Source organism: Microbacterium sp. Nx66 (assembly GCF_904066215.1).
Classification (GTDB): Bacteria; Actinomycetota; Actinomycetes; order Actinomycetales; family Microbacteriaceae; genus Microbacterium; species Microbacterium meiriae.
Genome location: NZ_LR880474.1, coordinates 668,859 through 690,329, shown reverse-complemented (window position 1 = coordinate 690,329; position 21,471 = coordinate 668,859). Strand labels below are relative to the sequence as shown.

The following is a 21,471-nucleotide window of genomic DNA, read 5'->3' as shown; positions in this document are numbered from 1 at the left end:
TGTCTGGAAACCATGCGGGTACGCTATGGATATGAACCTCGAGCAGCTCCGCGGGTTCGTCGAAGTCGCCCGCCTCGGCCACTTCACCCGCGCCTCCGAGCACCTCCACCTCGCCCAGCCGTCGCTGAGCCGTCAGATCTCGACCCTCGAACGCGAGCTCGGCGCCGAGCTGTTCCATCGCGCGCGCGGCCACATCGCCCTGACGGCGGCCGGGGAGACGGTCCTCCCTCGCGCGCAGCGCATGCTCGCCGAAGCCGACGCCATCCGCGACGAGGTGGCCGAGCTCGCCGGGCTCCGCCGTGGACGGGTGCGACTCGGCGCCCCGCCCACCCTGTGCATCAGCCTCGTGGCGGAAGCTCTCAGCTCGTTCCATGCCACCCACCCCGGCATCGATCTGCACCTCACGGAGGGCGGCTCTCGCCTGCTCGTCGAGCAGCTCGCGGTCGGCGCGGTCGACATCGCCCTCGTGACCCAGTCCGAGGGTCCGGTGCCGGCAGGGGTCAGCCTCACGCACGTCCCGCTGCTCGCCGAGGAGCTCGTGGTGATCTCGTCGGCGGCGGCCCCTCCGGTGACCCACGGCTCGTCCGTGAGCCTGGCGCACCTCGCCACGCTCCCGCTCATCCAGTTCGACGAGAGCTACGAACTGCGCGCCGCGATGGACGCCGTCTTCCGGGCCGCCGATCTCACCCCGACCCTCGCGCTGGAGGGCGCGGAGATGGATGCGGTGCTGCGCTTCGTCGAGCGCGGCGTCGGCGTCGCGGTGGTCCCGGCGATGGTGCTGTACGAACGCCCCGCACTGCGATCCGCGCGTCTCGCCCACCCCGCGATGTCCCGGACGATCAGCCTCGCCCACCGCTCCGACGTGACGCCCGCCGTCGCGGTCGCCGCGATGCGGTCGGCGATCATGGCGACGGCGGCCGACCTCGCGGAACGCGATCCCGCTATCACCAGCCTGCTCTGACCGCGGCACCTGCCCCCGGACAGCGAAAACCCCCGCCGCTTCCGCGACGGGGGTTTCCGTACTGTCTCAACACAGTGTGCGCCTCGAGGGACTCGAACCCCCAACCTTCTGATCCGTAGTCAGATGCTCTATCCATTGAGCTAGAGGCGCAGGACCCGCGGTGCTTTACCGCTCAGCGGGCCGACGACCAGCCTACAACAGACGAGACCGGAAAGCGAAACGAGGGCTCACTCCCCCTTCGCGGCCACCTTCTCCTGCTTCTTCCGCCGCTTCTCCCTGGCCCGCTGCTGCGAGGAGAGCGCCTGCAGGTCGACGAGCCGCAGTGCCTGCATCCGCGCCTCACGCATACGTGCGTAGTCGGGATCCTGATCGGGTCGCATGCCCTCGACGCGCAGTCGACGGTCGAGGTTGTGCCGCACGTCGGCCCAGGCCGCCGCGCGCGCCTCCTCGACGATGCTCTCCAGCTGGGCACGGTCATCCATCATCTCGCGCAGACGCTGCGCGACGCCGAGCGACTGCTTCGCCCGCCTCCGGAGATTGCGCACATCGCGGTCGCGGTAGTCGTGGGTGCCGACCGGGTCGGAATGCCGACCGCGGGCGCGCTTGCGCAGGGCCGTGACCGTGGCCGCGGCCTCCTCCGACTCCTCGGCCATCGCGCCGAGAGCAGCCCTGGCATCCTCGACGTACTTGTCGAGGTCGAAGACGCCGTCCTCGGCGATGGTGCCGATGAGGATGTGATTCTTCACGGCGAGGCGCGCAGCGGCCGTCGCGATCGCGACGCCTTCGGCGATGGCATCCGCAGTCCGTCCCACCGGCACCTCCTTCTCTCGAGCGTACCGGTACCGATGCCGCGCAGTCTCGGCCGGATTGGCTCTGGATCAGCATGCCGCACACCTCCGACATCGAAGCCCGTGTCGGGCCGGGGCTAGCGGACGACCCCGACCCAGATACCGGAGGCCCAGGTCTGCTGCTCGCCGGAGCACCCGACCGAACCCGGGAAGCTGCGGACGACGGCCATGCAGTTGGCCAGGAACTCCGGATCGCCGCCGAACATCGTCGCGTAGGCGCCGGACGAGGTGAGGGCACCCCAGACCCGGAACTGATGGATGTGGGCGAGCTCGTGCGCCATCGCCCAGTTCAGGCGTCCGTCGCTCCACCCGGTGATGTCGGCACGGTACTTGATGTAGCCGTTGCTGTTGGCGCAGGCCGGCGATGTGCCGCCCGCACACGACGACGACTCGTACAGCCCGACGCCCCCGCCGCCCACCCGGTCGAGGGCCGCGCGCACCCGCGCATAGCCGTCCGGCCCGCTCGACGTCCACACGGGCCCGCCGGGACCGGCGCTCTGCGATGCCTGCCACCCTGCGACCTCGGTGCCGACCTTCTGCGTGAGCGCCTCGACCGTCGCGGTCGCCGCGACCACGGTGTCGGGATCGTGGCGCTCGGCGCGCACCGTCTCCTGAGCCGACCGGGCGGACGCGAGATGCGCCGCGGTGTCGACCTTGCCGTCCGCACCACGGAGGACGGCCGCGAGCGTCGAGAGCTCTTCGAGGAACGCGGGACGCACGGCCAGCACGGCGGCCCGATCCGCGGTGTCCTGCTCGGCCTGCGCGACGGCGCCGGACAGGTGGTCGGTGCGCTGCGCGGCGTCGTGCGATCGGTCGGCCAGAACGGAGAGCTGCGCCAACGCCTCCGCCCGCTCGTGGTCCAGCGCGTCGGCCCGGGCGACGACGGCCGCCGCGAGGAGCACGGCCACCGACACCGTCACCGCCAGTTTCCGGCGCATCACGGCAGGAAGCCCGTCGTGTCCGAGAGATCGGCGTCCTGCTCAGCGATACGGGACCGGAGTTCGGTGAGACGCTCCGCGAGGGCGAGGTTCTCCGTCTGCGACTCGTCGAGCACGTCCTCGATCCGAGCGATCTCGGCCTTCACAGCGGCGACGTCCGCGGCACGCTCCTGGTCGGCCATGACGAGGAGCGCAGCACCGCCGAGCAGGAGGATTCCCCCGACGACGACAGCAAGATTTCGCATCTCGCTCCCCAGGACAGCGCGAACAGACCGGACCGACTCCGACCGGACAAGGATACAACCGGCCTTCCGCGCGGTGGGGTGTCTTCGCAGACGGACGCGCTCAGCCGGTCACGGTCTGCGCCAGCCGTCGTTCGGCTGCCGAATGTCCGCTGGCCAGGTGAGCGGGGACCATCCGGCGCACCGCCTCGACGTCCCGCGCGGCGACGGCCTCGAGGATGACGCGGTGCTCGTCCGCCATCGCCGCCAGATCGTCGTGTTGTCCGAACAGCCACCGCAGGCGGGTCAGGAACACCGCGATGAGCTCGCCCAGCATCTCGTTGCCCGCCAGATCGACGGCGATCTCGTGGAACTCCGCCGCCGCTGTGCGCGCGGTCTCGGCGTCTCCTGCCCGCGCCGCCGCAGCCTCGCGCTCATAGGCATCCCGCAGGCGTGCGAGCCCGGCGGCGTCATGCCGCTCGGCCGCGAAGACGAAGATGAGGGTCTCGATCGCCTCCCGCACCTCGGCGAAGTTGCGGATGTCGTCATGGGTGAACTCCCGCACGACCGCCCACGTCCGCGGTCGTGCGACCACCACGCCCTCCGCGACCAGGGTCCTGATCGCCTCCCGCACCGGGAGACGCGACACCTGCAGCTCGGCGGCGATGTCCCGTTCCACGAGACGCGATCCCGGAGGGCGTCGCCCGAGCACGATGTCGTCTCGGAGGATCCTCGTGACCCTGACCGACTCGAGTTCCCCGCCTACCCCCACAGCCCCCGCCATCCGGGCATTCTCGCACCCCGGCCCGGGATTGGCCAAGTTTGGTATCCCAGACCGGAGGCGCGAGCCGACTCAGGGCAGACGGTTCGCCCGCGCGACGTTCGCGGTCAGCTCTTCCGCGTTCTGCCGGACGACGTACGCCGGACGGTCGCGCTCGACCCGCCACGACTCGCTGAGCGGGCCGACGTTGACCGTGTCGAAGCCGGCCTCGTCGTAGAAGCGGGTCACGAAGGCCACAGCCTCGGCGTCATCACCCGCGGTGGCCAGCGCCCGACGGTTCGGCGTACCGGCCGGAGTCCCGTCGGTCGTGATGTCCGCGGCGTAGATGTGGTTGAACGCCTTGGCGATCCTCGACTCCGGAAGCTGCGCCTGCACGAGCTCGGACGTGGTGGTCTCGCCCTTGTCGAGGGCCTCGATGTGCCCGTCGCGCTCGAAGTAGTAGTTGTTCGTGTCGAGCACGATCTTCCCGGCGAGCTGTGCGGCGGGAAGCTGATCGATCGCGTGCAGCGGCACCGTCACCACGGCCGCGTCCGCCGCGGCGGCCGCTTCCTCCGCCGTCGCCGCCTTCGCGTGCGGCCCGAGCTCTGCGACGAGGTCGGCCAAGGTCTCCGGCCCTCGCGAGTTCGCGATCACGACGTCATAGCCGTTGGCCACCGCCACTCGGGCGACCTGGCTGCCGATGTTGCCTGCTCCGATGATTCCGAGAGTTGTCATGCTCGGGCCAACGTCTGCCGCCCGATGCTATTCCCGGTCCGAGACAGGAGCGGACGAGGTCAGAGGCGCGTGAGCGCGTCCTCGGCCGCCACCCAGGCGAGCATGGCGCACTTCACGCGAGCCACATACCGGGAGACCCCGCCGAGGGCCGCGGCGTCGCCGAGCAGCTCCTCGTCCGGCTCGATCGTGCCCCGGGAGCGCATCGCCTCGCGGAAGGCCGCGATGCGCACCTCGAGCTCGTCCACGGTGAGGCCTTCGGCGAGCTCGGCGAGCAGGGAGGCGGACGCCTGGGAGATGGCGCACCCGTGCCCCTCCCACGCGATCGCCTCCACGTCGCCGTCGGCGCCGCGATGCACCTGCAGGGTGATCTCGTCGCCGCAGGTCGGGTTGAGCTGATGCGACTGCGCCGCGATCTCCTCGCGAAGCCCGAAGCCGTGCGGCGTGCGCGAGTGGTCGAGGATCAGCTCCTGGTACAGGCTCTGCAGGTCGCTCATGCGCCCCTCCCGAAGAACGCGATCGCCCCGGCGACCGCCTCGATGACGGCATCCACCTCGGACGCTGTCGTGTACAGATAGGTGCTCGCCCTCGTCGACGAGGTCACACCGAGCCGGCGGTGCAGCGGCTGCGCGCAGTGGTGCCCGACGCGCACGGCGATGCCCTGGTCGTCGAGGAACTGCCCGACGTCGTGCGAGTGGATCCCGGCGACGTCGAAGCTTGCGAGCCCCACGCGCGGCAGCTCGATGCCCGCGCCCAGGACCCGCACGCCGTCGATCGCCCCGAGCCCGTCGACGAGTCGCTGCCCGAACGCGGCCTCGTGCGCGGCGATGCGATCCATCCCCACCGCGGAGAGGTAGTCGACCGCGGCGGCGAGCGCGATCGCCTGGGACACCCGCTGCGTGCCCGCTTCGAAGCGCTGCGGCGGTGGCAGGTATTCGGCCTCGGTCGTGGTGACGGTCGTGATCATGGAACCGCCGGTGAGGAACGGGGGCATCGCGGTGAGGACCTCGCGACGGCCGTAGAGCGCCCCGATGCCGGTGGGGCCGAGCATCTTGTGGCCGGAGAGGACGGCGAGATCGACCCCGAGCGCGTGGAGGTCCAGCGGCAGGTGCGGAGCCGACTGGCAGGCATCGAGCAGCGTGAGGGCGCCGACCTCCCTGGCCAGCGCGACGAGGGTCTCGACGGGGTTGATCACGCCCAACACGTTCGATACGTGGGTGAAGGCCACGAGCTTCGTGCGCTCCGAGATGAGCTCCGCGGCCGCATCCAGACGGAGGGCCCCGTCGTCGTCGAGCGGGATGACCCGGAGCGTGGCCCCGGTGCGCGCAGCGAGCTCCTGCCAGGGGATGAGGTTGGCGTGGTGCTCCATCTCGGTGGTGACGATCTCGTCCCCCTCGCGGAGCCGGAGGCCTGCAGCGGCGGCACCGCCCCGGCCGAGCGAGGCATTGGAGAGGGAGTAGGCGACGAGATTGACGGCCTCGGTGGCGTTCGAGGTCCAGACGATCTCGTCGTCGTCGTCGGCGCCCACGAAACGAGCGAGCGTGCTGCGGGCATCCTCGAACAGCTCGGTCGCCTCTGCCGCGAGCGTGTGGGCGCCGCGGTGGACGGCCGCGTTCATGGTGGTGGCGAAGCGTCGTTCGGCGTCGAGCACGGACTCCGGACGCTGCGACGTCGCGCCCGAGTCGAGGTACGCCAGGGGGTGGCCGTGCACGCGGGTGTGCAGGATCGGGAAGTCCTCGCGGATCCGCTGCACCTCGGTCTCGGTCAGCGGGGTGATCACGTCGACTCCGGGAGAAGCGCTCATCGTTCCAGTCTCCCATCTTCCGCGTGGCCCGGGTCCGGCTCCGGGCGGGCACAGCTTCGGAGACGGGACGAGACGCCCCGGGCCGTGCGACTACCGAGCGGCGCGTCGGCGGCGATCTCCGAAGTCGTGCCCGGGCGGAAGGACTACGACATGCGGGCGAGACGGGCCCGCACGATGCAGAAGGCGCCGTACAGCGCGAAGCCGACGCCGACCGCCCCGAGGATGAGGCGGCCGAACGGCAGGGTGAGGAGACTGTGCAGGGCGGCGTCGAGCCCCGCGGCGCGCTCCGGATCCTGCGTCACAGCGGCCACCACGAACAGCACGCCGGTGACTCCCACCGCGATGCCCTTGCCGACGTAGCCCACGATGCCGAGGGCCATCACTCCGGCTCGGGCGGCTCCGGTCGGCACGTCGATGAGCTTGCGGAACGAGCGCATGACCCCGCCGACGATGAAGCCGATGCCGACACCGATGACGCTGAGACCGATCACCACGAGCAGCGCCACCCCGCCGGGCGCGGACAGGACCACCTGGCTCAGGGTCTTCGAGGCGTCGGAGGACTCCGCCCGGCCGCCCACGGCGTAGATGAGCGCCAGTCCGGCGATCACGAGGTACGTGCCGGAGATGCCGAAGAGCTTGAGACGCTTGCCCCACTTCTTCGTCTCGGCGGGGTCGGCGGCGAGGAACCCGCTCGCCACCTGCCACACGGCGAGCGCGAGGAGGCCCACGGCGATCGCGAGCAGCAGCAGTCCCCCGACCGGGTTGTTGCGCACCTGCTCCATCGCGCCGTCCTGGTCGGCGTCACCCGACCCACCCGCGGCGATCGTGATGGCGATCGCGCCGATGATGATGTGGATGACGCCGAGGACGACGAAACCCGCGCGGGCGGTCCGCCGGAACGCGGTGGAGTCCTTCGCCACGCGCGCCGCATGCTTGACGGTGCTCATGCTCGAAGAGTATCCGCCGCGGGCGGTCGGAATCAGGGGGTTGCTTTCCGGACGCGCGGTGCGGAAGCGCTCAGGTGATCCGCTCCACCGGCTGCCGCAGGATGGTACGCAGCTTCTCCGGGGCCGTCCGGCGACGGTCACTGAGATAGATCTCGTGGTGCCGACCGCGCATCCGCAACCCGTTCTCCGGGACGAACCGCTCGTGCAGCTCCTCCAGCACGGGGCCCTCATCGTCGAACGGTCCGACGTGCAGCGTCTGCACGCACAGCCCCTCGGCTAGCACCCCCCGCCGGACCGCGGCCAGCGCCGGGAGCTCCTCCCCCTTCTTCGCGCTCTTCGCCGCGACCGTCTCGACGGCACGGTCGAAGAGGACGGGAGTGACGTGGTCGCCGACCATGATCATCAGCGTCCAGAGCCAGGTCGACTTGTCGCGTCGGGTGGTGAAGGACGCCATGTCCGGCGCGTGCCACAGGCCTTCCAGGGGCATCACGACCTGATCGACGCCGAGCTCGGCACGGCTGGCGAACTTGAGCGTGTACGCCAGCGGGTAGAGGGCCGCGACCGCGTCGAAGAACGCCGGCGCGGTGTTCGGATCGCCGGCGCCGTCGACCATCAGATAGGTCAGTGGCGGCACCTCGAGGATCCGGAAGGTCCCCCGTTTCGCCTGGTACGCATCGAGCGTCTTCTTCGGATCGGTCGCCGTCATGGCCTGCCCCCGCTTCGTCGTCGTGCGGTCAGTGTGCCCCAGGGCACCGACATCGGGTCGAGCCCCACGGGCCCGACCCGATCCACGGTCAGCTCTGCTCGACGGGGAGCCAGAGCTCACAGGAGGCCGTGTCGCCGGTGAACTCCCGGTAGCGGACGATCGAGGGCCCGGGTCGCAGCCGCCACGGGTTCGACGGGAACCACTCGGTCGCCGTCGCCGCCCACAGATTCTGCAGAGTCTCCGGAAACGGGCCGCTCGCGCCGAACACGACCCACGTGCCCTCCGCCACGCGCAGGGTGTCGAGCTCGTCCGGAACCGCGGTGTCGTCGCGCACGGCCACCCCGTGCAGGTAGGTCAGCGGCGTCCCCTCCGGGGCATCCGGATCGATGTCGGCGGTCACGGCGAGGATGCCCGCGGGCTCCTCGTTGCCGAGCGCCTTGAGGCGGGCGTGCTCCTCCGGCGGGATGGCGGCGATGTGCGCCTGGATGTGCGGATTGACGCCGACGTGGATGAGCGGGACCTCCGCGGCATGACCGACGAGGGCGAACGCGGGGCGGTGGGTGATGGTGACATCCATCGGGGTGCTCCCTTCGACGCTCAGGCGGAACCGGAGCGTAGCTTGTGTGCGGAGAGGACCCCCGTGCCGACGCGCGTCCGCCGGCCCGATGCCGTGCACGGCGCGGAACGCCCGGGCGAACGCCTCGGTCGAGCCGTAGCCGTGCCGAACGGCGACATCGAGCAGACTCGGTGCACCGGCGGCGAGCTCCGCACCCGCGAGCGTCATCCGACGACGCCGCACGTATTCGGTCAACGGCACCCCGGCGAGCGCCGAGAACATCCGGCGCAGGTGGTACTCGGTGGTGCCGTGCGCGCGGGCGAACGCGGCGACGTCGATCTCCTGACCGCTGTCCGCGTCGACGAGGTCGACCAGGGCGTTGAGCGTGCCGATCACGGGGGTCCTCCTTTCCCCACCATCGTGTCGCCGCAGCCCTCCCGGCACCCGATCGTCCCGGTCCGATGCGATCGGGTCGGAGATCAGAGCTCGGTCGGCACCGCCGGCTCGGCGTCCTCCACCTCGGGGTGCCGAGCGAGGTTCACGACGGCGGCGATGAGGCCGCCCCACACCGTGACCATGGCGATGATCATCATGACGATCGCAGTGGTGGTCATGCCCCTGCTCCCTTCGTCTGCGCGGCCGGGACGGCGATGCTCGTCGTCTCCGGATCGGCGGCGTACTCCTCCTGGTCCAGGAAGTCGTCGTAGCCGACGTCGTCCTTGGCGCGGGAGCGCCTGCTCCACGGCACCAGCGACAGCAGTACTCCGCCGACCACCAACGCGATGACCATGCCCCAGCCGAACACGCCGAGGAACCAGCCGGGGTAGCCGCTGTACGGCTCCGCGATCTTCGTCAGGAGTTCGGTGATCAGCAGGTACCCGAGCACGAGCGGGGCCAGCACGCCCACGAGCAGGCGCCAGAGGAGGCCGACGCGGAAGCTCGAACGGCGGTTCAGGTGCTCCTGCAGCTGCGGCAGCTTGTGCAGCACCCAGGCCACGACGATCACCGCGACGAGGGCGACCGCCATGATGCCGAAGGCGTTGACGAAGGCATCAGTGGTGTCGAGTACCGACAGCGCGGTGGTGGTGGAGAACAGCGCGGCGGAGATGATGGCCAGCGGGATCGAGACGACGAGGGTGGTGCGCACCCGCGCCCAGCCGAGCTTGTCCTGCAGTGCCGCGACGATCACCTCCAGGATCGAGATCATCGAGGTGATCCCGGCGAAGACGAGGGCGCCGAAGAACAGCACGCCGATGATCGACCCGCCGGTCGCCTGGGACACGATCGTCGGGAACGCGACGAAGGCGAGGCCGATGCCCGAGGTCGCGACGCCGGAGACATCCGTGCCCTGCGCCTGCGCCATGAACCCGAGGGCCGCGAACACGCCGATGCCGGCGAGGATTTCGAAACCGGAGTTGGCGAACGCGACCACGAGGCCCGAGCCGGTGAGGTCGGTCTTGCGCTTCAGGTACGAGGCGTAGGTCACCATGATCCCGAAGGCGACAGACAGCGAGAAGAAGATGTGCCCGTAGGCGGAGGCCCACACGGCCGGGTCGGCGAGTGCCTCCCAGTTCGGCGTGAAGAAGGCGTTGAGACCGTCCAGGGCGCCGGGGAGGAAGAGGGCCTGCACCACGAGCACGGCGAACATGAGGGTGAGCAGCGGCATCAGGATCATGTTGGCGCGCCCGATACCGCGCTTGACGCCGAGCGCCATGATGATGATGACGATCAGCCACACCGCGATCAGCGGCAGGCCCACCTGCGGCACGAACTCGCCGGAGAGGCCGACCTCCGCGACGTCGGCGGACTGCAGGAAGTCGACGAAGAAGAAGTCGTTCTCGTTGCCCGCTCCCCAGGTGAGCTGCGCCGAGAACCAGGTGTACATGCCGGCCCACGCGACGATCACGGCGTAGTACACCGCGATGACGACGCAGATCAGCACCTGCCACCACCCCAGCGGTTCGGCGGCCCGGTGCAGGCGTCGGAACGCGAGCGGCGCGGAGCCCCGGAACCGGTGGCCGATCGCGTAGTCCAGGAACAGCAGCGGGATGCCGGCCGTCAACAACGCACACAGATACGGGATGAGGAACGCACCGCCGCCGCCCTCGTAGGCGACGTACGGGAAGCGCCAGATGTTCCCGAGACCCACGGCCGAGCCGATCGCCGAGAGGATGAACACGTTCCGCGAGCCGAAGGCCTCGCGCTGCGGCGTCTGGGTGGGTCTAGGCATGCCCGCGAGGATACCGGAAGCCATGGGCCCCGGCGAGTGACGCGCTCGGGTCAGAGCATCGCCGTCAGCACGCCCCCATCCGCCCGCAGCGCGGCGCCGTTCGTCGCGGAGGCCCGGACGCTGGAGAGGTAGACGACGAGGTCCGCGACCTCGGTCGGATCGAGGAAGCGCTCCAGGAGTGTGGTCGTGTTCTGTCCGATGATCGCCTCTTTCATCACGTCCACGGAGACGGACTGGGCTGCTGCGACGGCGGCGACAGTCGCCGCGACGCCCTCCGAGTAGGTCGGGCCACCCAGGACGGTGTTGACCGTCACGCCGGTGCCGCGGGTGAGCTTGGCCAACCCGTTGCCGAGGGCGATCATCGCCGCCTTCGTCACGCCGTAGTGCACCATGTCGGCCGGGACGTTCACGCCGGACTCGCTGCTGACCAAGACGATGCGTCCCCAGCCCCGTTCCCGCATCCCCGGCAGGAGAGCCCGGGAGAGGCGCACTCCGCTCATCACGTTCACCTCGAAGTAGCGCGCCCAGTCCTCATCGGTGATGTCCGCGAAGTCGGCGAGTCCGAAGAGACCGACGTTGTTGACGAGGATGTCCACCTGACCGAGCTTCTCCGTCAATGCGGCCACCTGGTCGGGATCGGTGAAGTCCGCGGCGATCCCGGAGACGGCCGCACCGGGATGCGCGAGGGCCACGGCGGCGACCGCCGCGTCGACGCGTCCCTCGTCACGACCGTTGATCACGACATCGACCCCCTCGGCAGCGAGAGCGGACGCGACCGCATAGCCGATCCCCTGGCTCGACCCGCTGATGAACGCCCTCTTGCCGCGCAGCCCCAGTTCCATCCGTCTCCCTCTCGCTTCAGCGGACCTCCGCATGACTTGCCTGCGCAAGTCATACTAGCCACTGTTCACTTTCCTAAGCAAGCGAAGAGCATGGCTCAACCGCTACGGTGGAGGAATGTCGCCGCTCTCCCCCGCCCCCTTGAACGCCGAAGAGATGGACGTCTGGTCGGCACTCGCGACGCTCCTCGAACGGCTCCCGGCGGCCCTCGACGCGCAGTTGCAGCGGGACAGCGGACTCACCCACTTCGAGCACGGGATCCTCTTCGCCCTCGATTCGGCGCCGGAGCGCACCCTCCGCCTCAGCGTCCTCGCCGGCTACGCGAACAGCACGCTGTCCCGGCTCTCCCGCGCCATCACTCGCCTGGAGGCGAAAGGCTGGGTCCGACGCGAAGTCGACGCGGAGGACGGGCGCTTCACCCTCGGCATCCTCACCGACGCCGGCCATCGGAAGGTCGAGGAGTCGACTCCCGCCCACCAGGCCCTCATCCGCCGCGTCGTCTTCGATGCACTCACACCGGCGCAGGCGCGGCAGCTCGGTGCGGCCAGCCGGAAGATCTCCGCCGCACTCTCCCCCGATCCGACCTGGATGCCCGGGACGCAGGCGTGAGGAGGACAGCCCCCGCAGCCGCGAACACGAAAGCCCCGGCGAGCGGACTCGTCGGGGCTTCTCCGTGCGGAGACGAGGGGATTTGAACCCCTGGTCCCCGTGAGGGGACTCCACCTTAGCAGGGTGGTGCACTAGGCCGGACTATGCGACGTCTCCAGGCATCCGGCTCGAGAGCACGGATGCACCTCACCATCATAACGGGTCCGACGCGTGGTCACGAACCGCCGGTCTCGGACGCTCCCCGGCGCGGGCCGGCCGCCCTGCGATACTGGCCGCACGTTGCGAGGGCCCGCCCCCGCGGACGCGAGAGGAGAGGCCATGTCCGAGCCATCGGGAGCGCACGTCCGCGCGGGGTTCGCCGCCCCGGCCGACCCGAGGCGCGGCGCCCTCGGCTATGCCACGGTGCTCGCCCTCCTCATCGTCTCGTACGGACTGTGCGCGGCCCAGCCCGGCACGGTTCCCAGCCCCTGGGCGTTCCTGGCGATGCTGGTCACGGTCGCGATCGTGTTCCGCGTGACCAGGGCCCGCGCCCTCGTGCAGCGGGTGTCGTGGGTCGTGCTCTCGGCCGCCGGGCTCGCTGCCCTCCTCGCGGCGTTCTTCGCCACGGACAGTCCGGCCCTCGCCGTCGCCCTCTCCGCCGCCTCCATGATCGCGCTGCTGGTCGCGCCGTGGGCCATCATCGCGCACCAGGTCACCCGCCGAGGCCTCGACGTCGAGGCCCTCCTGGCCGCCGTGACGGCCTACATCCTCGTGGGCATGTTCTTCGCCTTCGTCTACAACCTGCTGTCCCTGCTGCTGCCGACCCCGCTGTTCGGCGATGCGGCGAGCGATTCGCTCGGCAATCAGCTCTTCTTCTCGTTCACCGCCCTGACGACGACGGGCTACGGCAACCTCGTCCCCGTCGGATCGGGCGTGCAGGCGGTGGCCATCGCCGAGGGGATCACCGGGCAGCTCTTCCTCATCACCGCCGTGGCGCGCATCATGCGGGGCGCCAGCGCCCAGCGCTCCACGCCGACGCCGGCCTGACCGCGGTCACTCCCCGGTGGTCGAGCGGCGGGCGACGAGCTCCGGCCGGAACAGCACGTGCTCAGGCGCCGGCGCCACCTCGTCCTGTCCTCGCAGCAGCAAGTCGACGGCGGTCGAGCCGATGAGCGCGGCCGGCTGCCGCACCGAGCTGAGCGGGATCACGGCGGCCGCGGCGAAGTCGATGTCGTCGTAGCCGACGAGCGCGATGTCCTCGGGGACCCGGGCATCGCCGGTCATCACCAGGCTCTGCAGGAGGCCGAGGGCCAGGAGATCGTTCGCCGCGAAGACGGCGTCCGGCCGGTCCCCCGCGGCACGGTCGAGGATCTGCGCACCGGCGCGCCGCCCCTCCTCGACGGTGAGCGCGGAGGTCGCGATGAACTCCAGCCCGACCCCTGCCGCAGCCGCCGCGGCCTGCGCGCCGCTCAGGCGATCGGAGACCTGGCGCAGCGCGACCGGGCCGCCGACGAAGGCGATCCGGCGACGGCCGACCGCGAGCAGGTGCTCCGTCGCGATGCGCCCGCCCTCCACGTCGTCGACGGCGACGGAGGCGAACCGCTCATCCTGCGATTCCCGGTCGACGAGGACGGCGTGCGTACCGCGCTCATGCATCCGCACCAGCCGCGGCAGTGACTCCGCCACCGGGGTGACGAGCACACCCGTCACCCGCTGCTCCTCGAAGAGGTCCAGGTGCATCGCCTCGCGCTCCTGCTTCTCGTCGCTGTTCGCGACGAGGACGGAGAGTCCGTGCTGGTCGGCGCGCTCCTCGGCCCCGCGGATCACCTCGGCGAAGAACGGGTTCCGGATGTCGAGCACGACGAGCCCGATCGTGCGGCTGCGCCCGGCACGGAGCTGCCGCGCCGCGTCGTTGCGCACGAACCCGAGACGGTCGATGGACGCCTGTACGCGAGCGACGGTCTCCGCGGCCACCTTCTCCGGCCGATTGAGCACGTTCGACACGGTCCCGACGGAGACACCCGCGTCCTCGGCGACCTCCCGCACACTGACGGCCATCGCGCCCTCCCTCCGGTTCCCGCCGCTGAAACGACTCATCCGCGGGGATCGCCTCAGACTCTCACGCCGTATTGACACGCGTCAACACAGCCCCTAGTCTCAACTCCATCAGGGTTTGAAACGATTCATTCCCTCAATGGAGAGAGAAATGATGTCCTCACCCACGACGGCGCCCGTGCTCGAGCTCGCCGACGTCCAGAAGGCCTTCGGGTCGGTGATCGCCCTGCGCTCCGGCACCATCGCCGTCCACCCCGGTTCCATCCATGCGCTCGTCGGCGAGAACGGTGCCGGCAAGTCGACCCTCGTGAAGATCGTCGCCGGTCTCTACCAGCGCGACGGCGGAGTCTTCCGCCTCCGCGGCGAGGACGTCGACTTCACCTCGACCGCGCAGTCGAAGGCCGCCGGCGTCGCGGTGATCTACCAGGAGCCGACACTCTTCCCCGACCTCTCCGTCACCGAGAACATCTTCATGGGCCGCCAGCCGGTCGGGCGGTTCGGACGGATCGATCGCAAGGCCATGCGCCACGAGGTCGAGCGCCTCTTCACCCGCCTCGGCGTCACGATCGACCCCGACCGTCCCGCCGAGGGCCTGTCGATCGCGGACCAGCAGGTCATCGAGATCGCCAAGGCCGTCTCCCTCGACGCCACGCTGCTCATCATGGACGAGCCCACCGCGGCACTGTCCGGCGTCGAGGTGGAGCGTCTGTTCGCGATCGCCCGGAGCCTGCGCGACGAGGGCCGCGGCCTCATCTTCATCTCGCACCGGTTCGACGAGGTGTTCGCGCTCTGCGACACCGTGACGGTCATGCGGGACGGCGCGTACATCGCGACCTCCGCCATCGCCGAGACCACCGTGGACGAGCTCGTCCATCAGATGGTGGGTCGCGAGGTGTCCGAGCTGTTCCCGAAGCAGGAGGCGACGATCGGCGAACCGTTGCTCGAGGTCGAGGGGCTGACCAGCCCCGGCCTCTTCCACGACATCTCCTTCTCCGTCCGCGCCGGCGAGATCGTCGGACTGGCCGGCCTCGTCGGCGCCGGACGCAGCGAGGTCGCCCGCGCCGTCTTCGGCGTGGACGGGTACCGCGAGGGCAGCGTGCACATGAAGGGGCGCCGTATCCGCGCCCGGCGCCCGGTGGACGCCATGCGCGCCGGGCTCGCCCTCGTCCCCGAGGATCGCCGCAAGCAGGGCCTCGTCATCGAAGCCGGCGTCGGCGGCAACATCACCCTCGCGATCCGTCGGCGCCTCGCCCGCCTCGGCCTGCTCACCACGGCGATGGAGAACCGTGCCGCCCGGGAGTGGGCCTCGCGGCTGGAGGTGAAGACGCACGCGCTCGACACCGTCGCCGCCACGCTCTCCGGCGGCAACCAGCAGAAGGTCGTGCTCGCGAAGTGGCTCGCGACGCAGCCGCAGGTGCTCCTCATCGACGAGCCCACCCGCGGCATCGACGTCGGCACCAAGTCCGAGGTGCACCGTCTGCTGTCCCAGCTCGCCGGTCAGGGCATGGGGATCCTGATGATCTCGTCCGAGCTGCCCGAGGTCCTCGGCATGGCCGACCGCGTGCTCGTGATGCGCGAGGGTCGCATCACGGCCGAGATCCCCCGCTCGGAGGCCACCTCCGAGAACGTCATGTTCGCCGCGACGCACGCATCGGAGCTCAGCTCGTGACCACCGCCATCCCCGTCTCCGCGCTCACCAAGCGCATCTCCGGTCTCGGCAGAGCCCGCGAGTTCGGCATCCTCCTGGCCCTCGTGCTCGTGGTGACCGCCGCGACCCTCAACAACCCCAAGTTCTTGTTCAGCGCCGACGGCTGGCGCGACCTGCTGCTGACGCCCTCGATCCTCGTGCTCGTCGCGGTAGGACAGGCCATCGTCCTCATCACGCGCAACGTCGACCTGTCCGTAGGGTCCGTGATGGGTCTGACCGCCTACCTGACCGGACGACTCTTCATCGACATCCCGGGCATCCCGATCGTGCTGGTCGTGGTCGCCGCCGTGGTGCTCGGCGCCCTCCTCGGCCTCATCAACGGCGCCCTCGTCGCGTACGCCAAGGTGCCGGCGATGGTCATCACCCTCGGCACCCTCTACGCCTACCGCGGCATCAACGTGCTGTGGACCGGCAGCGACCGCGTGAACGCGTCCGACATGCCGCGCGACTTCCTGGCTCTGGGCACGGGCCAGCTCCTCGGCATCCCGATCCTCGCGATCGTCGCGGTCCTCGTGCTCGCCGTCGCCGCCTGGTACATGAAGAACACCCGCGGCGGCCGGGAGTTCTACGCGATCGGCTCCGACCCGGCGGCGGCCGAGCTGTACGGCCTGCGTGTCACCCGCCGCGTGCTCACCGCTTTCGTCCTGTCGGGGGCCCTCGCCGGACTCGCCGGCGTCTTCTACGCGGCCCGCTACGGCACCATCAACTCCCAGGCGGGAGCGGGATGGGAGCTGGACGCGGTGGGCGCGGCCGTCATCGGCGGCGTCGCGATCACCGGCGGCATCGGCTCGGTCTGGGGCGCGGCGATCGGCGCCGTCCTCCTGCTGACCATCAACCGGGCGCTGCCGATCCTCGGCATCCCCGACTTCTGGCAGCGTGCCGTCGTCGGCCTGCTCATCATCGGCGCCATCGTGCTCGACCGCGTGCTCGCGGTACGGCAGAGACGGCGGCTCATCGAGGCGAGGGACGAATCATGACCACCGCGACCGCCACCGCGACCACCCGCGTCATCCGCGACTACGACAAGCCCCTGTGGCGTCGCCTCCTGCTCACCCGCGAGGCCGCGATCGTGGGTCTGCTCCTGCTCGTCGCGATCGTCTCGGCGTCCAGCATCCGCGGGTTCGGACAGCCCATCACGCTGACCTACCTGCTGCTCGACATCGCCCCGATCCTGCTGATCGCCCTGCCGATGACCCTCATCATGATCACCGGTGAGATCGACCTCTCGGTGGGCAGCATGGTCGGACTGTCCAGCGTCGTCACCGGCGCGCTGGTGCAGGCGGGGATCCCTTTCGAGCTCGCGGCCCTCGCCGCCCTCGTCGTGGGCGTGGTCGGCGGAGCGTTCAACGGCTTCCTCGTGACAGTCGTCGGCCTGCCCTCGCTCGCCGTCACGATCGGCACACTCGCGCTCTTCCGCGGCCTCGCCGTCGGGCTGCTCGGCACGGCGGCCGTCACCGACTTCCCGGAGTTCTGGACGGCTCTCGCCAAGGCGAAGATCGCCGGGACCCCCATCCCCGTCATCACGATCCCGTTCCTCGTGCTCGTCGCGGTCTTCTCGGTCCTGCTGCACTTCACGCCGTTCGGCCGCGGGGTGTACGCGATCGGTCTGTCGAAGGACGCGGCCCACTTCTCCGGTGTGCACGTCGAGCGCACGAAGCTCATCCTGTTCGTGCTGTCCGGGGCGGTCGCCGCGTTCGCCGGCATCTTCTACACGCTCCGCTACGGCAGCGCCCGCGGCGACAACGCCACCGGCCTCGAGCTCCAGGTCATCGCGGCCGTCGTGCTCGGCGGCGTGTCGGTGTTCGGCGGTCGCGGCAAGATCTACGGCGTCATCGCCGCCGCCTTCCTCATCGGAGCGCTCGCGAGTGCACTCCGCCTGGTGAACGTCACCTCCGACGTCATCAACATCATCACCGGCACGCTCCTCGTGATCTCGGTGGTGGCCGCAAGCTTCCTGGCCTGGCTGCAGAAGGCACGCCGCCGACCGGGCAGACCCCCCGCCGGTGCCGCCACAGCGACGAAGGCACCGATGGACGCCGCATCCGCGGCATCTCCCGACGAAAGGAACGAACAATGACGTTTGCACGCAAGCGTGTCACCGCCTTCGCCGCCCTCGCGGTGGCGGCGGCGGTCGCACTGACCGGCTGCGCCGGCTCCACCGACGGCGGAGGAGACGGCGGCGGCGACGGGTCGGACGCCTCGATCACCTTCCTGCCCAAGAACCTCGGCAACCCGTACTTCGACACGTCCAGCGAAGGCGGCAAGAAGGCCGTCGAGGAGTTCGGCGGCACGTTCTCCGAGGTCGGCCCGGCCGAGGCCACGCCCGACGCCCAGGTCAGCTACATCAACACGGCCACGCAGCAGGGGGTCGGCGCCCTCGTCGTCTCGGCCAACGACCCGCAGGCCATCTGCGACGCGTTGAACGAGGCCAGGGACGCCGGCGTCAAGGTCGTCACCTTCGACTCCGACACCAACACCGACTGCCGCGACCTGTTCATCAACCAGGCCGACTCCGAGGGCATCGCGAAGGTGCAGATCGACCTCATCGCCGAGCAGATCGGCGGCGCCGGGGAGATCGCCATCCTCTCCGCCTCCGCCAACGCCACGAACCAGAACGCCTGGATCGAGCTGATGGAGGAGTACGTCGCCAGCGAGTACCCCGACATCACGATCGTGGAGACGGTCTACGGCGACGATGACGACCAGACGTCGTTCGACAAGACGGCCGCGCTGCTGCAGACCCACCCCGACCTCAAGGGCATCGTCTCGCCCACCACGGTCGGCATCGCCGCCGCGGCGCGCTACCTGTCGACGTCCGACTTCAAGGGCCAGGTCGCGCTGACCGGCCTCGGCACGCCCAACCAGATGCGCGAGTACGTGGAGGACGGCACCGTCACCGCCTTCGCGCTGTGGAACCCGGCCGACCTCGGCTACCTGGCCGCCTACGCCGCGCAGGCCCTGATCGCGGGGGACATCACCGGCGAGGAAGGCGACACCTTCGAGGCCGGCGACCTCGGCGAGTACACCGTCGGCGCCGACGGCGTCGTCCTGCTGGGCGACCCGTTCGTGTTCGACGCCGACAACATCGGCGACTTCGACTTCTGAGTCGCCCTCCGGCCGGCGCTCCCCGCGGGCGCCGGCCGGACCTCCGAGAGGAATCGCATGACCCGCGTCGCCTTCCAGCTCCAGGTGAAGCCCGAGCTGCTGTCCGAGTACCTCGCCCGCCACACGCCGGTGCGTCCCGAGATGCTCCGCGAGATCGCGGCCGCCGGCCGGCGCGACTACAGCCTCTTCCTCGGTGCCGGCGGCGTGCTCTTCGGCTACTACGAGACCGATGACGATGCGGCCGCGCAGGCCTACCTCGCCGCCTCCCCCGTCGCCGCACGCTGGGAAGCCGAGATGGCCCCCTTCTTCCTCGACCTCGACGGCCGTCCCGATCAGGCCGCCACCCCTCTCACCGAGGTGTTCCACCTCGAAGACCAGCTCGCCGCCGCCGGCGAGAGCGCCACACCCGCCACCGACAACGAAGGCCGTGCATCGTGAGCATCCTCACCCCCGACATCCTCGCCGCGCTCGAGAAGCAGAGCATCGAGCTGCCCAGCTGGGCGTTCGGCAACTCCGGGACCCGGTTCAAGGTGTTCAGCACTCCCGGCACGCCCCGCGACCCGTACGAGAAGATCGCGGACGCCGCGCAGGTCCACGCCCACACCGGGCTCGCCCCGACCGTGGCGCTGCACATCCCGTGGGACCTCGTCGACTCGTTCGACGACCTGCGACGTCACGCCGAGGACCACGGCGTCTCCCTCGGCACGGTGAACTCCAACACCTTCCAGGACGACGACTACAAGTTCGGCGCGCTCACCCACGAGGACGCGGCCGTCCGCCGCAAGGCCATCGATCACCACCTGGCCTGCATCGACGTCATGGACGCGACCGGCAGCCGCGACCTGAAGATCTGGCTCGCGGAGGGGTCGAACTATCCCGGGCAAGCGGATCTGCGCGGGCGGCAGGATCGGCTGCACGATTCTCTGCAGCAGATCTACGCGCGCCTCGGCGACCACCAGCGCCTCGTGCTCGAGTACAAGTTCTTCGAGCCGGCGTTCTACCACACCGACGTGCCGGACTGGGGGACGTCCTACGTGCAGGTGACCGCCCTCGGTGACAAGGCGATGGTCTGCCTCGACACCGGTCACCACGCACCGGGCACCAACATCGAGTTCATCGTCATGCAGCTGCTGCGCCTCGGGAAGCTCGGCTCGTTCGACTTCAACTCCCGCTTCTACGCGGACGACGACCTCATCGTCGGTGCCGCCGACCCGTTCCAGCTGTTCCGGATCCTGTTCGAGGTGATCCGGGGCGGAGGGCTGAACAACCCCGACGTCGCGTTCATGCTGGACCAGTGCCACAACATCGAGGACAAGATCCCCGGACAGATCCGCTCCGTGCTGAACGTGCAGGAGATGACAGCGCGTGCGCTGCTCGTCGACCGCGAAGCCCTGACGACCGCTCAGCGCAGCGGGGACGTGCTGACGGCGCACGCCGTCTTCATGGACGCCTTCTCCACCGACGTCCGTCCGGCGCTGGCCGAATGGCGAGAGGGACGGGGTCTCCCCGCCGACCCGATGGCGGCCTACGCGGCCTCCGGGTACGGGCAGCGGATCGCGGAGGAGCGCGTGGGCGGCGTGCAGGCCGGCTGGGGGGCCTGAGCCGATGACCGCGCACGACATCCGCGACCACGTCCTCGACGGCCCGCACGGTCCGCTGCGTGTGCGCGTCTACTCCTCGAAGTCGCCGAGCGGCCACGGCCTGGTCTGGGCGCACGGCGGCGGATTCGCGGGCGGCGACATTGACATGCCGGAAGCCGACGCCGTCGCACGGGCGTTCGTAGATCGGGGAATCGCGGTCGTGAGCGTGGACTACGCTCTCGCCCCGATCACCCCCGAGTGGACCGCGCGCCTCGGCGCGCCCGAACGCGGCGGCGTGCACTACCCCGTCCCGCACGACGAGATGGTCTTCGCGTTCCGCTGGGCCGCCACGTCGGACGTCGCCACGCGAGGATGGGCGATCGGCGGAGCCAGCGCAGGTGGCAACCTTGCGACCGGCGCGGCGCTCCGCCTCTCCCACGAGGGCGGCATCGTGCCCGCTCTCGCCGTCCTCGCCTACCCGACGTTGCAAGCGGTGCAGGCGGCGCCCGGCCCAAAGCTGCGCGCCCTGCTCGACGGAGATCCTTCCGCCGACGTGTTCACCCCCGACTTCGTGCGTGGCATGTATGAGAACTACCTCGGCGGCGACCCCGAGACGGCGGACGTCTATGCCATCCCCGGCACCGCAGCATCCGCGGCGCTCGTCTCCTTCCCGCCCACCATCATGGTCAACGACGAGACCGACGAGCTCCGCGTGTCCGGCGAGACATTCGCCCGAGCCCTCACCGCCGCCGGCGTCGAGGTCGCCGTCGCTGTCGAGCCGGGCACCACCCACGGCCATCTCAATCGCCCCGAGGAATCCGCGTTCGCCTCGACGATCGATCGGTTCGCGGCTCGGATCCTGCAACTCCCCTGACTCTCCGGCGCCGACCGG

At 70.2% G+C, this 21,471-nt stretch carries 24 protein-coding genes and 2 tRNA genes; 10 read left to right on the top strand and 16 right to left on the bottom strand.

The genetic code is table 11. The annotated features are described in order from the left end of the window. Positions 1-25: 25 nt before the first annotated feature. Positions 26-961: a LysR family transcriptional regulator gene (locus MICNX66_RS03210; RefSeq protein ID WP_370428368.1), complete on the top strand. Its 936-nt coding sequence runs from the start codon at positions 26-28 to the stop codon at positions 959-961. A 77-nt stretch (positions 962-1,038) separates the two neighbouring features. Here MICNX66_RS03210 and MICNX66_RS03205 read toward each other — a convergent pair. The 14 genes from MICNX66_RS03205 to MICNX66_RS03140 form a co-directional block, all read right to left on the bottom strand. Further along, positions 1,039-1,111 (bottom strand) — tRNA-Arg (locus tag MICNX66_RS03205). Positions 1,112-1,188: 77 nt separating this feature from the next. Next, complete coding sequence (locus MICNX66_RS03200; protein WP_187663254.1) at positions 1,189-1,773, bottom strand: asparagine synthase; 585 nt, start codon at positions 1,771-1,773, stop codon at positions 1,189-1,191. Positions 1,774-1,886: 113 nt separating this feature from the next. Continuing rightward, positions 1,887-2,747 (bottom strand): hypothetical protein, encoded by an 861-nt coding sequence (locus tag MICNX66_RS03195; RefSeq protein WP_187663253.1) that lies wholly within the window; start codon positions 2,745-2,747, stop codon positions 1,887-1,889. After that, positions 2,747-2,992 carry a hypothetical protein gene (locus tag MICNX66_RS03190; protein ID WP_187663252.1) on the bottom strand — a complete coding sequence of 82 codons (246 nt, stop codon included), beginning with the start codon at positions 2,990-2,992 and terminating at the stop codon, positions 2,747-2,749. Before MICNX66_RS03190 ends, MICNX66_RS03195 begins: the two co-directional genes overlap by 1 nt. A 100-nt stretch (positions 2,993-3,092) precedes the next feature. Then, complete coding sequence (locus tag MICNX66_RS03185; protein WP_187663251.1) at positions 3,093-3,752, bottom strand: GntR family transcriptional regulator; 660 nt, start codon at positions 3,750-3,752, stop codon at positions 3,093-3,095. Between the two features lie 69 nt (positions 3,753-3,821). Further along, complete coding sequence (locus tag MICNX66_RS03180) at positions 3,822-4,463, bottom strand: NADPH-dependent F420 reductase (protein WP_187663250.1); 642 nt, start codon at positions 4,461-4,463, stop codon at positions 3,822-3,824. 59 nt (positions 4,464-4,522) lie between these two features. Beyond that, complete coding sequence (gene sufU / locus MICNX66_RS03175) at positions 4,523-4,957, bottom strand: Fe-S cluster assembly sulfur transfer protein SufU (protein WP_187663249.1); 435 nt, start codon at positions 4,955-4,957, stop codon at positions 4,523-4,525. Continuing rightward, on the bottom strand, positions 4,954-6,264 hold the full coding sequence (locus tag MICNX66_RS03170; RefSeq protein ID WP_187663248.1) for an aminotransferase class V-fold PLP-dependent enzyme: 1,311 nt from the start codon (positions 6,262-6,264) through the stop codon (positions 4,954-4,956). Before MICNX66_RS03170 ends, sufU begins: the two co-directional genes overlap by 4 nt. Before the next feature lie 143 nt (positions 6,265-6,407). Further along, positions 6,408-7,211, bottom strand: coding sequence for a DUF1206 domain-containing protein (locus tag MICNX66_RS03165; protein WP_187663247.1), 804 nt, complete (start codon positions 7,209-7,211; stop codon positions 6,408-6,410). Positions 7,212-7,281: 70 nt separating this feature from the next. Further along, complete coding sequence (locus MICNX66_RS03160) at positions 7,282-7,917, bottom strand: GyrI-like domain-containing protein (protein ID WP_187663246.1); 636 nt, start codon at positions 7,915-7,917, stop codon at positions 7,282-7,284. Between the two features lie 88 nt (positions 7,918-8,005). Next, complete coding sequence (locus MICNX66_RS03155) at positions 8,006-8,869, bottom strand: AraC family transcriptional regulator (RefSeq protein ID WP_187663245.1); 864 nt, start codon at positions 8,867-8,869, stop codon at positions 8,006-8,008. 83 nt (positions 8,870-8,952) lie between these two features. Further along, on the bottom strand, positions 8,953-9,087 hold the full coding sequence (locus MICNX66_RS03150; RefSeq protein ID WP_187663244.1) for a methionine/alanine import family NSS transporter small subunit: 135 nt from the start codon (positions 9,085-9,087) through the stop codon (positions 8,953-8,955). Next, positions 9,084-10,703, bottom strand: coding sequence for a sodium-dependent transporter (locus MICNX66_RS03145; protein WP_232089177.1), 1,620 nt, complete (start codon positions 10,701-10,703; stop codon positions 9,084-9,086). The genes MICNX66_RS03150 and MICNX66_RS03145 overlap by 4 nt, the downstream gene beginning before the upstream one ends. A gap of 50 nt (positions 10,704-10,753) precedes the next feature. Further along, entirely contained in the window at positions 10,754-11,545 is a 792-nt protein-coding gene (locus MICNX66_RS03140; RefSeq protein ID WP_187663242.1) for an SDR family NAD(P)-dependent oxidoreductase, read from the bottom strand. 115 nt (positions 11,546-11,660) lie between these two features. On the opposite strand from MICNX66_RS03140, the gene MICNX66_RS03135 reads away from it, so the two are divergent. Next, positions 11,661-12,152: a MarR family winged helix-turn-helix transcriptional regulator gene (locus MICNX66_RS03135; protein ID WP_187663241.1), complete on the top strand. Its 492-nt coding sequence runs from the start codon at positions 11,661-11,663 to the stop codon at positions 12,150-12,152. Positions 12,153-12,219: 67 nt separating this feature from the next. On the opposite strand, the gene MICNX66_RS03130 is transcribed toward MICNX66_RS03135, so the two are convergent. Beyond that, a tRNA-Ser gene (locus tag MICNX66_RS03130) sits at positions 12,220-12,308 on the bottom strand. Positions 12,309-12,470: 162 nt separating this feature from the next. Between MICNX66_RS03130 and MICNX66_RS03125 the strand changes: the two genes are divergently transcribed. Further along, positions 12,471-13,178, top strand: a complete 708-nt coding sequence (locus MICNX66_RS03125) for a potassium channel family protein (protein ID WP_187663240.1) — start codon at positions 12,471-12,473, stop codon at positions 13,176-13,178. Positions 13,179-13,184: 6 nt separating this feature from the next. On the opposite strand, the gene MICNX66_RS03120 is transcribed toward MICNX66_RS03125, so the two are convergent. Then, positions 13,185-14,189, bottom strand: a complete 1,005-nt coding sequence (locus MICNX66_RS03120) for a LacI family DNA-binding transcriptional regulator (protein ID WP_187663239.1) — start codon at positions 14,187-14,189, stop codon at positions 13,185-13,187. A 148-nt stretch (positions 14,190-14,337) separates the two neighbouring features. Between MICNX66_RS03120 and MICNX66_RS03115 the strand changes: the two genes are divergently transcribed. From MICNX66_RS03115 to MICNX66_RS03085, 7 genes are read left to right on the top strand one after another with little or no spacing between them, the layout of a single operon-like run. Beyond that, positions 14,338-15,855 carry a sugar ABC transporter ATP-binding protein gene (locus MICNX66_RS03115; protein WP_187663238.1) on the top strand — a complete coding sequence of 506 codons (1,518 nt, stop codon included), beginning with the start codon at positions 14,338-14,340 and terminating at the stop codon, positions 15,853-15,855. Next, the gene (locus tag MICNX66_RS03110; protein ID WP_232089176.1) at positions 15,852-16,871 is read left to right on the top strand and encodes an ABC transporter permease; all 1,020 of its coding nucleotides are present in this window, start codon (positions 15,852-15,854) and stop codon (positions 16,869-16,871) included. Before MICNX66_RS03115 ends, MICNX66_RS03110 begins: the two co-directional genes overlap by 4 nt. Continuing rightward, positions 16,868-17,971 carry an ABC transporter permease gene (locus tag MICNX66_RS03105; RefSeq protein WP_187663237.1) on the top strand — a complete coding sequence of 368 codons (1,104 nt, stop codon included), beginning with the start codon at positions 16,868-16,870 and terminating at the stop codon, positions 17,969-17,971. The genes MICNX66_RS03110 and MICNX66_RS03105 overlap by 4 nt, the downstream gene beginning before the upstream one ends. Further along, positions 17,968-18,999: a rhamnose ABC transporter substrate-binding protein gene (gene rhaS / locus MICNX66_RS03100; protein ID WP_187663236.1), complete on the top strand. Its 1,032-nt coding sequence runs from the start codon at positions 17,968-17,970 to the stop codon at positions 18,997-18,999. Before MICNX66_RS03105 ends, rhaS begins: the two co-directional genes overlap by 4 nt. Before the next feature lie 57 nt (positions 19,000-19,056). After that, positions 19,057-19,437 (top strand): L-rhamnose mutarotase, encoded by a 381-nt coding sequence (locus tag MICNX66_RS03095; RefSeq protein WP_187663235.1) that lies wholly within the window; start codon positions 19,057-19,059, stop codon positions 19,435-19,437. Further along, complete coding sequence (gene rhaI, locus MICNX66_RS03090) at positions 19,434-20,600, top strand: L-rhamnose isomerase (RefSeq protein ID WP_187663234.1); 1,167 nt, start codon at positions 19,434-19,436, stop codon at positions 20,598-20,600. Before MICNX66_RS03095 ends, rhaI begins: the two co-directional genes overlap by 4 nt. Before the next feature lie 4 nt (positions 20,601-20,604). Beyond that, on the top strand, positions 20,605-21,453 hold the full coding sequence (locus MICNX66_RS03085) for an alpha/beta hydrolase fold domain-containing protein (RefSeq protein WP_187663233.1): 849 nt from the start codon (positions 20,605-20,607) through the stop codon (positions 21,451-21,453). Positions 21,454-21,471 lie beyond the last annotated feature (18 nt).